Raw genomic sequence first — 13,395 nt, forward strand, 5'->3', positions numbered from 1 at the left:
GGGTGCGGCGAAGGCGTTCCGGCACTTGGCCCACCGGCATTGCGATGTCGGTGGCGGGTGCCACAGTGGGGGAGTGAGCAACACCGCCACAGGCAGTCCCGACAAGGGCAGGAGGGGGTGATGTACGGCGTGTCCGGTACCGGTTCCGATGTCGGCGAGGAGTGGGGAGCGCGTGCCGCGCGCTCCCGGGCCCTCGCCGTCCTCCGGGTCCGCGGCAGGGCGCTGGGCCTCGCGGTCCTGCCCGCCGCCGTGGCCGTCGTCCTGTACGCGGGCGGGGTCACCGGCCACTTCACCGGCTCCGGCTGGGACGCGGCGCGCTGGGTGGTGACCGTCCTCGCGGTCCTCGTCCTGATCGCCGCCACGGCCGTCGCCCTCGTCGTCGCCCGGGCCCGTCCGGCCGCCACACCGACGGTGGAGCTCGCCGAGACCGCCGCCCCCGACCTCTACCGGCTCGTCCGGGACCTGGCCGACCGGCTCGACGTCCCGGCGCCCGCCGCGATAGCCCTGACCCCGGACTGCGACAGCTGGCTGGAGGACCGCACCCACCGGGCCCACCGCGCGCTGCGCACACCGGGCGGCGAGGGGGAGAGCGAAGGCGCCCCCGTCCTCGTCATAGGTTCGCCCTTCCTGTGGTGGATGCGCGTCGGCGAGCTCCGGGCGGTCCTCGCCCCGGTCGTCGCCGGCACCGGACCCGCCGCACAGCCCGACATAGCCGCGGCCCGCCGCTTCGTCCGCGGCCTGGACGCCGCCGTGGCCGTACCCGGGACCCCGGGTCTCGACCCGGTCCGCCGGATCGGCGCGGGCGCCGTCGGCCAGGTCGCCCGCGTCCTCCTCCGCGCCTGTCGCGGGCACGCCGCCGAGATGGAGCGCGGCGTCGCCGTCGCCGGCTCCGAGCGCGCCCAGGCCGTGGACTACGGCGTACGGATCGTCGCCCAGGAGCAGGTCGGCCTGGCGTACGCGGGCTGGGACCGGCTCCTGACCCGCGTCGCGCTGCCCGCCTGGCGGATGGGCCGCTGGCCCGCCAAGCTCGACGCCGGCGTGGTCTCCGCCCTGACCGAGCTCTCCCGCCGCGACCGGCTCGCGGACGGCTTCTCCTCCCGCCTCGGCGAGCGCCCCGCCTGCGACCTCCTGGAGGAGCCCGGCGCGGTCGACGAGGCCGCCTCGCTGCTCGCCGCCCGCCTCTTCCACGGCGGCCCGGCCGCTCCCGGGCCCGACTGGTCCCCGGTGGAGTGGAGCCAGTACCCGGAGGAGGTCGTCGACCGGAAGTGGCGCACCGACGCGGCCCGGCTGCACCAGGTCCTCGACGGCCTCGGCCTTGCGGACGGCACGGCGAGGGGCGCGGGCGGTGAGCGCGTGGCCGAGGGCCCGACGCTGACCCGGGTGATCGCCCACCTGGCGACGGAGCCGACGAAATCCGCCGAGGTCGAGGTCGAGGCCGACGCTGACACTGACACTGACACTGACGAGGTCGATGCCGACACCCACACCGACGCCGCCCTCGATGCCGGCGCGAGCGCCGATGCCGCCGGTACCCCCGACTCCGCCGGTACCGATACGGACACCGACGCCGAGCACGCCACCGACCTGGCCACCGACGTCGCCACCGACGCCGACCTCGACCTCGTCCTCGATGCCGAGCACGCCGAGGACACCGAGGACGACGACGAGCCCGTCAACCCCGCCGCCGAGGCCCTCGCCGGCGCGCTCAGCGCGCTCCTCGCGCGCGAGGAGGCCGCCCGGGAGGCGCGCGTGGCCGCCAGCGCCCTGACCGCCGAGGCGGCGGCCCGCAGCGCGGAGAAGGACGGCGGCCACTCCGGTGGCACGTCCGCCCCCGTCGTCAGCGGCCCGGACGGCCCGCTGCCGCTCTTCCCGCTCCAGCCGCCCCGCTCCGGCCGCGACCTGCTCGCCGACCACGTCACCGCGATGGTCTGCTGCGCGGCGGTGGACACCGCCGAGGCCACGCCCGGTCTCGACTGGCTCGACGGTCCCGCGCTCCTCGTCGGCGGCGAGCGGGCGACGGACCTCGGCCCGCGCGTCCTCGCGCTCGTCGAGGACGGCGACCCGGAGCCGCTGCGGGTCTGGCTGGCCCGCACGGGGGTGCGCCCCGAGAAGCCCGTACGCCTGGTGTGAGCCGCCGGGGGAGCGCTGGAGGCTCAGCCAGGCGCCGGGGACGGCCGCCGCTTCCGAACGCCCGGAGGACCGCCGCTTCCGCCCCCGGAAAGCCTCCGCTCCCGAGCGCCCCGGAAGGCTCCGGAGCGCCCCCGGAGACCACCCGTTTCGGAGCCCCGACTTCCACTCTCGCCAATTCACGACGAACGGTGACGGAGTGCGTGCGTTATGTGATGTGCTGGAGACCGTCACTGACAGAGGCACGGACCAAGGGCCTGCACCAGGGGCACGAGGCGGCACAGCAGGGACACACAAGCCACAGGCACTGACCAGCCGGCCCGGGGGAGTCGAGGGAGGGGCGCACATGGGGGCGGACCAGATCAGACGGTGGGAGTCGGGTGCGCTGGCGCACGCCGTCACCGATCCCTTCGGCCAGGGCCCGCTGCCCTGGCTGCGCGGTTCCGAGAACTACTTCGACGACACCGGGCAGATGGTCCCCTGGTACGCGGACGAGATCCTGGCCCGGGGCGGCAGCGGCGGCCCGCGCACGGCCGACGACGTCCGGCGCCAGATCAAGGGCTTCGCGTCCGACGGAGCCGTGGCACCCGGCGAGTCGATCGACTTCCACATCACGGTGGACCCGCCGCAGCAGTTCTCGGTCGACGTCTACCGGATCGGCCACTACGGCGGCGACGGCGCCGCGAAGATCACCACGAGCCCCCGGCTCTCCGGGATCGTCCAGCCGGCCCCGCTGACCGCCGACCGCACGGTCTCCTGCCACCACTGGTGGCAGTCCTGGCGGCTGCAGGTCCCCAGCTACTGGACGATCGGGGCGTACGTCGCCGTCCTCACCACCGCCGACGGCCACCGCTCGCACATCCCCTTCACGGTCCGCGACAACCACCCGGCCGATCTGCTCCTCGTCCTCCCGGACGTGACCTGGCAGGCGTACAACCTCTACCCGGAGGACGGCCACACCGGCGCCAGCCTCTACCACGCCTGGGACGAGGAGGGACGGCTGCTGGGGGAGCAGGACGCGGCCGTCACCGTCTCCTTCGACCGCCCGTACGCGGGCGCGGGGCTGCCCCTCCACGTCGGGCACGCCTACGACTTCATCCGCTGGGCCGAGCGCTACGGATACGACCTGGCGTACGCCGAGACCCGCGATCTGCACGCGGGCCGGGTCGACCCGGGCCGCTACCGGGGCCTGGTCTTCCCCGGGCACGACGAGTACTGGTCGGTGCCGATGCGCAAGACCGTCGAGCTGGCCCGCGACCAGGGCACGTCGCTGGTCTTCCTCTCCGCCAACACCATGTACTGGCAGGTGGAGTTGGGTCCTTCGCCGTCCGGGGTGCCGGACCGGCTCCTCACCTGCCGCAAGCGCCGCGGCCCCGGCCGGCCCGCGCTCTGGCGCGAGGTCGACCGGCCCGAGCAGCAGCTCCTCGGCATCCAGTACGCGGGCCGGGTGCCCGAACCGCACCCGCTGGTCGTACGGAACGCCGGGCACTGGCTCTGGGACGCCACCGGCGCCGGTGACGGCGACGAGCTCCCCGGCCTCGTCGCGGGCGAGGCCGACCGCTACTTCCCGCGGACGCCGCTCCCCGAGCACCAGGGCCGCATGCTGCTCGCCCACTCGCCGTACCGCGACGGCGAGGGGGCGCTCCGGCACCAGGAGACGAGTCTCTACCGGGCGCCGTCGGGTGCCTGGGTCTTCGCCTCCGGCACCTTCGCCTGGTCGCCGGCGCTCGACCGGCCGGGCCATGTCGACGCCCGGGTCCAGCGCGCCACCGCGAACCTCCTCGACCGGATCTGCAAGAGGGACTGAGCGGGGGGTCACACGGCCTGGCGGCGGGGGCCGCCCGGATGTGCGAGAGAATCGGACACGCTCCTGGATCAACCTACGCGGAGGAACCGTGTCCGGATTCGTAGAAAAGCCCGAGCCCGTCCAGGTCCCGGGCCTCACCCATCTCCACACGGGCAAGGTGCGCGACCTGTACCGGAACGAGGACGGGAACCTCGTGATGGTGGCGAGCGACCGCATGTCCGCGTACGACTGGGTGCTGCCCACCGAGATCCCCGACAAGGGCCGGGTCCTCACCCAGCTCTCCCTGTGGTGGTTCGACCGGCTCTCCGACCTGGTCCCGAACCATGTGATCTCGACCGAGCTGCCGGCCGGCGCCCCCGCCGACTGGGCGGGCCGCACCACGGTCTGTACATCGCTGAACATGGTCCCGGTCGAATGCGTGGCCCGCGGCTACCTGACCGGCTCCGGCCTCCTGGAGTACGACGAGTCCCGCACGGTCTGCGGTCTCGCGCTGCCCGAGGGCCTCGCCGACGGCTCCGAGCTGCCCTCCCCGATCTTCACCCCGGCGACCAAGGCCGCCGTCGGCGACCACGACGAGAACGTGTCGTACGAGGAGGTCGCCCGCCAGGTCGGCGCCGAGACGGCCGCGCTGCTGCGCCGGACGACCCTCGACGTGTACGGCCGGGCCCGGGGCATCGCCCGCGAGCGCGGGATCATCCTCGCGGACACCAAGTTCGAGTTCGGCTTCGACGGGGAGACGCTCGTCCTCGGCGACGAGGTGCTGACCCCGGACTCCTCGCGCTTCTGGCCGGCCGACCAGTGGGAGCCGGGCCGCGCCCAGCCCTCGTACGACAAGCAGTTCGTCCGGGACTGGCTGACCTCCCCGGCCTCCGGCTGGGACCGCAGGAGCGAGCAGCCCCCGCCGCCGCTCCCGCAGGAGATCGTGGACGCCACGCGCGCCAAGTACCTGGAGGCGTACGAGCTGCTGACCGGCCGGTCCTGGTCCGACAGCTTCTGAGGCCCCGGCCCCCGGCGTACGCGCCGGGGGCACGCCCCGGGACACGAGAAAGCCCCCGGTCGATTCGACCGGGGGCTTCTTCATGGAGCGGACGACGAGATTCGAACTCGCGACCCTCACCTTGGCAAGGTGATGCTCTACCAACTGAGCTACGTCCGCATGCGCCGTAGCGCGGAGCCAACTATACCCACCCTTTCGCCTGCGCGAGACGCACTGCCGTATGACGGTTCTCCGCACCGAGTTTGGCGGCGGCGGAGGAGAGGTAGTTGCGGACGGTTCCGGGGGACAGCGAGGCGCGCCGGGCGATCTCCGCGACGGGTGCCCCGTCGGCGGAGAACTCCAGTACCTCGGCCTCCCTCGCGGTCAGCGGGGAGTCCCCGGCGGCGATGGCGTCGGCCGCCAACTCCGGGTCCACGTAACGGTTTCCGGCGTGCACGGTACGGATGATCTCGGCGAGCCGCTGGGCGCTGACGGTCTTCGGGACGAAGCCGCGGACGCCGGCCGACAGGGCCCGCTTGAGGTGCCCGGGGCGGCCGTGGCCGGTCACGATCATGGTGCGGCAGTCGGGCAGTTCGTCCCGCAGGACTGTGGCGACCCTCACACCGTCCGCACCCGGCATCTGCAGATCGAGCACGGCGACATCGGGGCGGTGGGCGCGGGCCATGGCGAGTGCCTCGGGCCCGGTCGCGGCCTCGGCGACGACGACGAGATCGTCCTCGAGACCGAGCAGCGCGGCGACCGCACCACGGATCAGATGCTCGTCGTCGGCGAGCAGCACGCGCACGGGTGTGGGCGGCTGCGTGGAAGCGGGCGCGGGTACGGGCTCGGGACCGGCTCCGGGCGCGTTCATCGCCCGACCCCCGCCCGGGCCACCGGGATCCGGGCCGTCACGAGGAAGGTGCCGTCGTCGCCCGGCCCCGCGTCGAGGGTCCCGCCGACGGCGGCGAGCCGCTCCCGCAGACCGACGAGCCCGGTACCGGCGCCTGCGCCCGAACCGTCGTCACCACCGTCACCGCCGCCGCCGAGCGAACCGGCGGCGCCGGAGCCGTCACCGCCCCCCGCTCCCGTCCGTACGCCGTCGTTCTCCACCGTCAGCAGCACCGTGCCCTCCTCCTCCCGCACGGCGATGGCGCAGCGGCGCGCGTCCCCGTGGCGCAGTACGTTCGTCGTGGTCTCCCGGACCACCCAGCCGAGCGCCGCCTGGACCTCGGCGGGCAGGTCGAGCGCGGGCCCCGGGGAGGCGACGGAGCAGTCGATCCCGGCGGCGTCGAGGACACCGCGCGCGCCCTCCAGTTCCACCCGCAGGTCCGCCTCGCGGTAGCCGCGCACGACGTCCCGCACCTCCCGCTGGGACTCCTGGGCGATGCGCTGCACCTCGATCATCTGGTCGACGGCCTCGGGGCGTTCACGCCGCGCGAGCTGGACGGCGAGCTCGCTCTTGAGGGCGATCACGGAGAGGTTCCGGCCGAGGATGTCGTGCAGGTCGCGTCCGAAGCGGAGCCGTTCCTCGGCGACCGCGAGCCTGGCCTGCACGTCGCGTGCCTCCCGCAGCTCGAAGACGACGCCGAGGACCCAGAGCGACAGCCGGACGGTGACCGCGAGCCAGCCGGTGATGAAGACGACGCTGAGCACGGTCGTGACGCCCTGCGCCGTGTCCCGCTCGGTGAGCGGGACGAACACCAGGAGCACCCCGGCGAGCAGGGCCTGGTGCACGGCGACGGTCCGGCGGGGAAGGATCAGGCAGTGCCCGGCGAGGAAGGGCACGAGCGCCGCCCCGAGCATCCCGGGGAGCGCGCCGGCCACGTCGGCGGTGGCCGCCTCGAGGAGGACGGCTGTGGCGGTGGCGGCCGTGACCGCCGCGGCGGGGAGCACCTCGCGCGGCGGGAGCACGGTCCCGGGCCTGAGGTAGGCGTCCATGGCGCGGTGCAGGAAGCGGTGGCAGAGCACGCCGTTGGCGAGGTTGAGCAGCGGGGCGACGACGACGAGGAGGAGCGGGGCCTCGTGCCGGATCGGGCGGATCAGGAGCAGGAGGCCGAGGACGAGGACGGCGGCCCACAGCAGCATGTACGCGGTGACGCGGGTGTAGAGGTCGACCTTGGCCAGGCCGCTCCGGCCGTTCCAGCTCTTCACGGGCCTTTTCACGGGCGCGGATCCGTCCTCTCGCTGTCGCGCCGGGTTCCTCAGCGCCGGGGCTCCCAGCGGAACCACCGCTGGACAGCAAACACCGAGAGCGCGATCCAGGCCACCGTGACCGCCGCCGCGCCCAGCAGGTCTCCTCCCGCCACGCCGCCCGACCAGCCGGCGCGTACGAGCGTCATGACCCCGGTCACCGGCAGCAGTTCGCAGGCGGACGCGAGCCCGTCGGGAAGCATCGAGAGGGGGACGAAGAGTCCGGAGCCGAGGGAGGAGACCAGGACCAGCGGCAGTGCGGTGAGCTGGGCGCTCTCGGGTGTGCGGGTGACGGCGGAGGTGGCCGCGGCGACGGCGGTGAGCAGGACGGTGCCGAGGACGACACCGGCGAGGAGCAGGTCGGGCCGGGCGGGTGCGGGCAGGCCGAGGGCGGCGATGCCGCCGGCGGTCAGGACGGCGCTCTGGGCGAGGACGAGGGCGGCGGCCGGCAGGGCGATTCCGGTCAGGATCTCGGGGTCGGTCGGTTCTCCGGTGCGCAGCCGCTTGAGGACGAGGGCCTCGCGGCGGGCGGCGAACGCGGCGACGAGGTTGCTGTAGACGCCGATGAGGAGGGCCATGCCGAGGGCGCCGGTCACGGCGACCTCGGCGATGGTCGTGCCCGCCGTGCCGAGGTCGACGTCCTGGAGGGAGCTGCGGACCGCTCCGACCGTGAGGAGGGGGACGAGCAGGGCGCCGAAGAGCGCGGTGCGGTTGCGGACGAGGAGGGTGAGCTCGGCCCGCCCGAGCGCGGCGAGCCGCCTGCGGGAGGGGAGCGGCGTGCGGCGGGCGAGCGGCGTACCGGGGGTGAGCGGCGCAGGGGAGGTGAGCCGGGTGGGGGAACTCATCGAACGGCCTCCGGTTCCGGGGTCCGGGCCTCTGTCACGGTGTCCGCCGCGGCGGCGATGTCGAGGAAGGCCTCTTCGAGGGAGGCGGAGCGGGCGTCGAGCCCGTCGAGTCGTACGCCCTCGTTCCGGGCCCAGCCGAGCAGCGTGGCGAGGTCGTCCTGGAGGGATTCGGTACGGATCTCCACCCGCCCCTCGTCCTCGGCGGCCCGCAGCCCCAGCGGGAGCCGGGCGGCGGGGACGTCGGCGGGGAGGGTGAAGCGGATGCGGGCGGGCCGGGCGGCGGTGACCTCGGCGGGGGTGCCGGAGAGGACGATCTGCCCGCGGTGCATGATCGCGAGCCGGTCGGCGAGGGCTTCGGCCTCCTCCAGGTAGTGGGTGGTGAGCAGCACGGTGGTGCCGCCGTCACGCAGGGCGCGGACGAGTTCCCAGGTGTCGCGGCGGCCTTCGGCGTCGAGGCCGGTGGTGGGTTCGTCGAGGAAGAGGACCTCGGGGCGGCCGAGGAGGGCGAGGGAGAGGTCGAGCCGGCGTCGTTCGCCGCCGGACAGCTGCTTGACCCGTACGTCCTCGCGTCCGGTGAGGCCGGTGGCGCCGAGGGCTTCGGCGGCGGGGCGGGCGTGGGTGGTGCAGCCCGCCCACATCCGCACGGTCTCGGCCACGGTCAGGTCGGAGGGGAAGCCGCCTTCCTGGAGCATCACGCCGATCCGGGGGCGGACGGCGGCCCGTTCGCGGTAGGGGTCGTGGCCGAGGACGCGGGCGGTGCCGGCGCTCGGGACGGCGAGGCCTTCGAGGAGTTCGACGGTGGAGGTCTTCCCGGCGCCGTTGGTGCCGAGGAGGGCGAAGATCTCGCCGCGCGGGACGGTGAACGAGATGCCGCGGACGGCCTCGAAGTCGCCGGAGTAGCCGCGGCGGAGGCCTTCCGCCTCGATCGCGGGCGTCGCGTGGTTCGCGTGGGTCATGTGTCCAGGCTTCCGGCGGCGCGGGCCGTCCGGCAGTGCGCGCTGTCACCGCCCGCTTCTGACAAATGTCATGGGGGCGGTGGGAGTCGGGGTGCCCGGGGCTCATGGGATACGCCGAAGGCCCCGGTTCCAGAGAACCGGGGCCTTCGATCTGGAGCGGACGACGAGATTCGAACTCGCGACCCTCACCTTGGCAAGGTGATGCTCTACCAACTGAGCCACGTCCGCATTGCTGCCGCTCAGCTTTCACTGGGCGGTGCGAGCACCACTCTACCTGATGCACCGGAGTGCCTTGGTCTTGCGATGCAGAGCGGGTGACAGGAATTGCACACTGCGCCTTCCCCCTGGAAGGGGGCTGTTCTGCTACTGAACTACACCCGCACGCTGCGTGAGGTGGGGCTTTGCGGCCTCGCCCCTCGGCGTGTTCCAGACTTTAGCGGATCATGGGGGGTGCAATGCAAATCGGCTCGCCCCGCCGCGTCGGCGGGCGGGGGCCGACCGGCTCAACTCGCGGCGCGGAAGGCCTCGTAGACCCGCTTCGGGATCCGGCCGCGGGCGGGCACCTCCATCCGGTTGGACTGCGCCCAGGCGCGGACCGCCGCCGGGTCGGGGGCGAGGGAGGTGTGGGTGTACGACTCCAGGGACGCGCTCCGGCCGGCCGCGGCCTTCGCCGGGAGCTTGCGCCCGGCGGCGAGGTACGGGGCGAGTGCCTTGCGGAGTTTCTTTGCATTGGCAGCATTCAGGTCGATCTCGTACATCTTCCCGTCGAGGCCGAACGCGACCGTTTCAGCTGCTTCTCCGCCGTCCATGTCGTCGGAGATTGTGACCACCACACGCTGAGCCACGGATATCGGTCCTTTCCTGCGGCCGGCGCCGCAGAGGGGGCGCTTGTGGCGCCTCTGACGTGCGGCGATGCCGACCGTACGGCTGTGCCGCGACAATGCTGATTTCTTCTCGATTCCTTTGTACAGCGGTGGGTGTCGCATTGTGAAGCCCTGGCAATTGTTTCAGCGTGTCCCGGTGCAATGAGGTCCGCAATATTTCACTCGAATTTTGCGTGGGTGTGCTCGGGCGGGACCATGGGCTGTGATCCCTGGTGGAGCGGCGCTGTGGCCTGGCTTTTGTAGGATCCTTCAGATCTCTACCCGCGTAGAATTTGGAGACAGGTACGCTGAGGGAACCGCCCACGCAACACACCACCGGGAGTGCCAGTGGCACGCGTCGTAGTCGACGTCATGCTCAAGCCGGAGATCCTCGACCCTCAGGGGCAGGCGGTGCAGCGTGCACTGCCCCGCCTGGGATTCGCCGGAATCGCCGACGTCCGTCAGGGGAAGCGTTTCGAGCTGGAGGTGGAGGGACCGGTCGACGACGCCGCCCTCGCCCGCATCCATGAGATGGCCGAGACCTTCCTTGCCAACACCGTGATCGAAGACTTCATCGTGAAGGTGGAGTCGTGACCGCACGCATCGGCGTCGTCACGTTCCCCGGAACGCTCGACGACCAGGACGCGCTGCGTGCCGCCCGCCTCGCGGGCGCCGAACCCGTATCGCTCTGGCACCGCGACAAGGGCCTCAAGCAGGTCGACGCCGTGGTCCTGGCCGGCGGTTTCTCCTACGGCGACTACCTGCGGGCCGGAGCCATCTCCCGCTTCTCGCCGGTGATGGAGACGATCATCGAGCAGGCGAAGGCGGGCATGCCCGTCCTCGGTATCTGCAACGGCTTCCAGATCCTCACCGAGGCCCATCTGCTGCCGGGCGCGATGCTGCGCAACAACCACCTCCACTTCATCTGCCGCGACCAGAAGCTGCGGGTGGAGAACGCGGAGACCGCCTGGACCTCGGACTACACCGAGGGACAGGAGATCGAGGTCCCGCTCAAGAACATGGACGGCCGGTACGTCGCCGACGAGCGGGTGCTCGACGAGCTGGAGGCCGAGGGGCGGGTCGCCTTCCGCTACCTGGACGTGAACCCCAACGGCTCGCTGCGCGACATCGCGGGCATCACCAACGCCGCGGGCAACGTGGTCGGCCTCATGCCGCACCCCGAGCACGCCGTCGAGCCGCTCATCGGCACCGGCAAGACGGACGGCCTCGGTTTCTTCACCTCGATCCTCAAGAAGCTGGTCAACGCCTGATGAGCCTCGACACCGTCAAGCACGCGAGCGAGACGCCGGACAGCGAGCAGCCCTGGAAGGAGCTCGGCCTCAAGGAGGACGAGTACGCGCGCATCCGCGAGATCCTCGGCCGCCGTCCCACCGGCGCCGAGCTCGCCATGTACTCGGTCATGTGGTCCGAGCACTGCTCCTACAAGAGCAGCAAGGTCCACCTGAAGCAGTTCGGCGAGAAGGTCCCCGCCAACGACGCCATGCTCGTCGGCATCGGTGAGAACGCCGGCGTCGTCGACGTCGGCCAGGGGTACGCGGTCACCTTCAAGGTCGAGTCGCACAACCACCCCTCGTACATCGAGCCCTACCAGGGCGCTGCCACCGGCATCGGCGGCATCGTCCGCGACATCCTCGCCATGGGCGCCCGCCCGGTCGCGGTCGTCGACCCGCTGCGCTTCGGCGCGGCCGACCACCCCGACACCAAGCGCGTGCTGCCCGGTGTCGTCGCCGGCATCGGCGGCTACGGCAACTGCCTCGGCCTGCCGAACATCGGCGGCGAGGTCGTCTTCGACTCCTGCTACCAGGGCAACCCGCTGGTCAACGCCGGCTGCATCGGCGTGATGAAGCACGAGGACATCCACCTCGCCAAGGCCTCGGGCCCCGGCAACAAGGTGATCCTGTACGGCGCCCGCACCGGCGGCGACGGCATCGGCGGCGTCTCGGTCCTCGCGTCCGAGACCTTCGACGACACGAAGCCGACCAAGCGTCCGGCGGTCCAGGTCGGCGACCCCTTCCAGGAGAAGCTCCTCATCGAGTGCACCCTGGAGATCTTCAAGGAGAAGCTGGTCGCGGGCATCCAGGACCTCGGCGGCGCCGGGCTCTCCTGCGCCACGTCCGAGCTGGCCTCGGCCGGCTCCGGCGGCATGCGCGTCGAGCTCGACCGCGTACACCTGCGCGACGCCACGCTCTCGCCCGAGGAGATCCTCATGAGCGAGTCGCAGGAGCGCATGTGCGCGATCGTCGAGCCCGAGCACGTCGACCGCTTCCTGGAGATCTGCGAGAAGTGGGACGTCATCGCGGTCGTCATCGGTGAGGTGACCGAGGGCGAGCGGCTGGAGATCTTCTGGCACGGCGAGCAGATCGTCGACGTGCCGCCGCGCTCCGTCGCCCACGAGGGCCCGACCTACCACCGGCCGTTCGCCCGCCCGGACTGGCAGGACGCGCTCCAGGCCGACGACGCCGGCAAGCTGCCCCGGCCGCAGAACGGCGCCGAGCTGAAGGACCAGGTCCTGAAGCTGGTGTCGTCGCCGAACCAGGCGTCGAAGTCCTGGATCACGGACCAGTACGACCGGTTCGTGCAGGGCAACACGGTCCTGGCGCAGCCCGAGGACGCGGGCATGGTCCGCATCGACGAGGAGACCAACCTCGGCGTGGCCATGGCGACCGACGGCAACGGCCGGTACGCCAAGCTCGACCCGTACACGGGTGCGCAGCTCGCGCTGGCGGAGGCGTACCGCAACGTCGCCGCCTCCGGTGCGAAGCCGCTGGCCATCTCGGACTGCCTGAACTTCGGTTCGCCCGAGGACCCGGCCGTGATGTGGCAGTTCGCCGAGGCCACCCGTGGTCTCGCGGACGGCTGCCTGCAGCTCGGCACCCCGGTGACCGGCGGCAACGTCTCGCTGTACAACCAGACGGGTGAGGTCGCGATCCACCCGACGCCGGTCGTGGCCGTCCTCGGTGTGATCGACGACGTCAACCGCCGTACGCCGATCGCCTTCGCGGAAGAGGGCCAGCTCCTCTACCTGCTCGGTGACACGCGCGAGGAGTTCGGCGGCTCGGCCTGGTCCGAGGTCGTCCACCAGCACCTCGGCGGTCTGCCGCCGGCCGTGGACCTCGACCGGGAGAAGCTGCTCGGCGAGATCCTGATCTCGGCCTCGCGCGACGGCATGATCGACGCCGCACACGACCTGTCCGACGGCGGTCTCGTCCAGGCGGTCGTCGAGTCCTGCCTGCGCGGCGGGAACGGCGCGCGCCTGGTCGTCCCGGAGGGCCTGGACGCGTTCACGTTCCTCTTCAGCGAGTCGGCGGGCCGTGCGGTCGTGGCCGTCCCGCGCAGCGAGGAGCTCCGCTTCACCGACATGTGCGGTGCGCGGGGTCTGCCGGCGGCGCGGATCGGTGTCGTCGACGGGGACGCGGTCGACGTCCAGGGCGAGTTCGCGCTCTCCCTGACGGAGCTGCGCACGGCACACGAGGCGACGATTCCGGGCCTGCTGGCCTGATTCGGAGCACCGGGGAGGCCCCCGTCCGGACCGAGAGGTCCGGGCGGGGGCCCGATTTCGAGGTGCCGCGCGAGCGGGTCAGCCCGGCCTGACCCGGCCACTCGGGCTGAC

11 protein-coding genes and 3 tRNA genes are annotated in these 13,395 nt (G+C 72.5%); 6 read left to right on the top strand and 8 right to left on the bottom strand.

Going from position 1 to position 13,395, the window contains the following annotated elements; genetic code table 11:
- Positions 1–120 precede the first annotated feature (120 nt).
- From AMK27_RS19165 to AMK27_RS19175, 3 genes are all read left to right on the top strand, one after another.
- Positions 121–2,130: a hypothetical protein gene (locus tag AMK27_RS19165; RefSeq protein WP_073909144.1), complete on the top strand. Its 2,010-nt coding sequence runs from the start codon at positions 121–123 to the stop codon at positions 2,128–2,130.
- A gap of 343 nt (positions 2,131–2,473) precedes the next feature.
- Complete coding sequence (locus tag AMK27_RS19170; protein ID WP_073909149.1) at positions 2,474–3,934, top strand: N,N-dimethylformamidase beta subunit family domain-containing protein; 1,461 nt, start codon at positions 2,474–2,476, stop codon at positions 3,932–3,934.
- A gap of 88 nt (positions 3,935–4,022) precedes the next feature.
- Positions 4,023–4,931: a phosphoribosylaminoimidazolesuccinocarboxamide synthase gene (locus tag AMK27_RS19175; RefSeq protein WP_073909154.1), complete on the top strand. Its 909-nt coding sequence runs from the start codon at positions 4,023–4,025 to the stop codon at positions 4,929–4,931.
- Between the two features lie 83 nt (positions 4,932–5,014).
- Here AMK27_RS19175 and AMK27_RS19180 read toward each other — a convergent pair.
- From AMK27_RS19180 to AMK27_RS19215, 8 genes are all read right to left on the bottom strand, one after another.
- A tRNA-Gly gene (locus tag AMK27_RS19180) sits at positions 5,015–5,090 on the bottom strand.
- A 22-nt stretch (positions 5,091–5,112) separates the two neighbouring features.
- A complete protein-coding gene (locus tag AMK27_RS19185; protein ID WP_073909159.1) occupies positions 5,113–5,781 on the bottom strand; it encodes a response regulator transcription factor in 669 nt (222 codons plus the stop codon).
- A complete protein-coding gene (locus AMK27_RS19190) occupies positions 5,778–7,073 on the bottom strand; it encodes a sensor histidine kinase (protein WP_241847541.1) in 1,296 nt (431 codons plus the stop codon). Before AMK27_RS19190 ends, AMK27_RS19185 begins: the two co-directional genes overlap by 4 nt.
- Positions 7,074–7,111: 38 nt before the next feature.
- On the bottom strand, positions 7,112–7,945 hold the full coding sequence (locus AMK27_RS19195; RefSeq protein ID WP_073909169.1) for an ABC transporter permease: 834 nt from the start codon (positions 7,943–7,945) through the stop codon (positions 7,112–7,114).
- Positions 7,942–8,901, bottom strand: coding sequence for an ABC transporter ATP-binding protein (locus AMK27_RS19200; RefSeq protein WP_073909174.1), 960 nt, complete (start codon positions 8,899–8,901; stop codon positions 7,942–7,944). The genes AMK27_RS19195 and AMK27_RS19200 overlap by 4 nt, the downstream gene beginning before the upstream one ends.
- Before the next feature lie 152 nt (positions 8,902–9,053).
- Positions 9,054–9,129, bottom strand: a tRNA-Gly gene (locus AMK27_RS19205).
- 81 nt (positions 9,130–9,210) lie between these two features.
- Positions 9,211–9,282 (bottom strand) — tRNA-Gly (locus AMK27_RS19210).
- A 122-nt stretch (positions 9,283–9,404) separates the two neighbouring features.
- Positions 9,405–9,746, bottom strand: coding sequence for a histone-like nucleoid-structuring protein Lsr2 (locus AMK27_RS19215; RefSeq protein ID WP_073909179.1), 342 nt, complete (start codon positions 9,744–9,746; stop codon positions 9,405–9,407).
- A 366-nt stretch (positions 9,747–10,112) separates the two neighbouring features.
- On the opposite strand from AMK27_RS19215, the gene purS reads away from it, so the two are divergent.
- From purS to purL, 3 genes are read left to right on the top strand one after another with little or no spacing between them, the layout of a single operon-like run.
- On the top strand, positions 10,113–10,358 hold the full coding sequence (gene purS / locus AMK27_RS19220) for a phosphoribosylformylglycinamidine synthase subunit PurS (protein WP_017240564.1): 246 nt from the start codon (positions 10,113–10,115) through the stop codon (positions 10,356–10,358).
- A complete protein-coding gene (purQ, locus tag AMK27_RS19225; protein WP_073909184.1) occupies positions 10,355–11,035 on the top strand; it encodes a phosphoribosylformylglycinamidine synthase subunit PurQ in 681 nt (226 codons plus the stop codon). The genes purS and purQ overlap by 4 nt, the downstream gene beginning before the upstream one ends.
- Complete coding sequence (gene purL / locus AMK27_RS19230) at positions 11,035–13,284, top strand: phosphoribosylformylglycinamidine synthase subunit PurL (protein WP_073909189.1); 2,250 nt, start codon at positions 11,035–11,037, stop codon at positions 13,282–13,284. Before purQ ends, purL begins: the two co-directional genes overlap by 1 nt.
- Positions 13,285–13,395 lie beyond the last annotated feature (111 nt).

It is taken from the genome of Streptomyces sp. CB02009 (assembly GCF_001905825.1).
In the GTDB taxonomy this organism is placed as follows: Bacteria; Actinomycetota; Actinomycetes; order Streptomycetales; family Streptomycetaceae; genus Streptomyces.

Coding starts and splice junctions, on each gene's coding strand:
- AMK27_RS19165 (WP_073909144.1), top strand. CDS start 121: ATGTACGGCGTGTCCGGTACCGGTTCCGATGTCGGCGAGGAGTGGGGA.
- AMK27_RS19170 (WP_073909149.1), top strand. CDS start 2,474: ATGGGGGCGGACCAGATCAGACGGTGGGAGTCGGGTGCGCTGGCGCAC.
- AMK27_RS19185 (WP_073909159.1), bottom strand. CDS start 5,781: ATGAACGCGCCCGGAGCCGGTCCCGAGCCCGTACCCGCGCCCGCTTCC.
- AMK27_RS19195 (WP_073909169.1), bottom strand. CDS start 7,945: ATGAGTTCCCCCACCCGGCTCACCTCCCCTGCGCCGCTCACCCCCGGT.
- AMK27_RS19200 (WP_073909174.1), bottom strand. CDS start 8,901: ATGACCCACGCGAACCACGCGACGCCCGCGATCGAGGCGGAAGGCCTC.
- purL (WP_073909189.1), top strand. CDS start 11,035: ATGAGCCTCGACACCGTCAAGCACGCGAGCGAGACGCCGGACAGCGAG.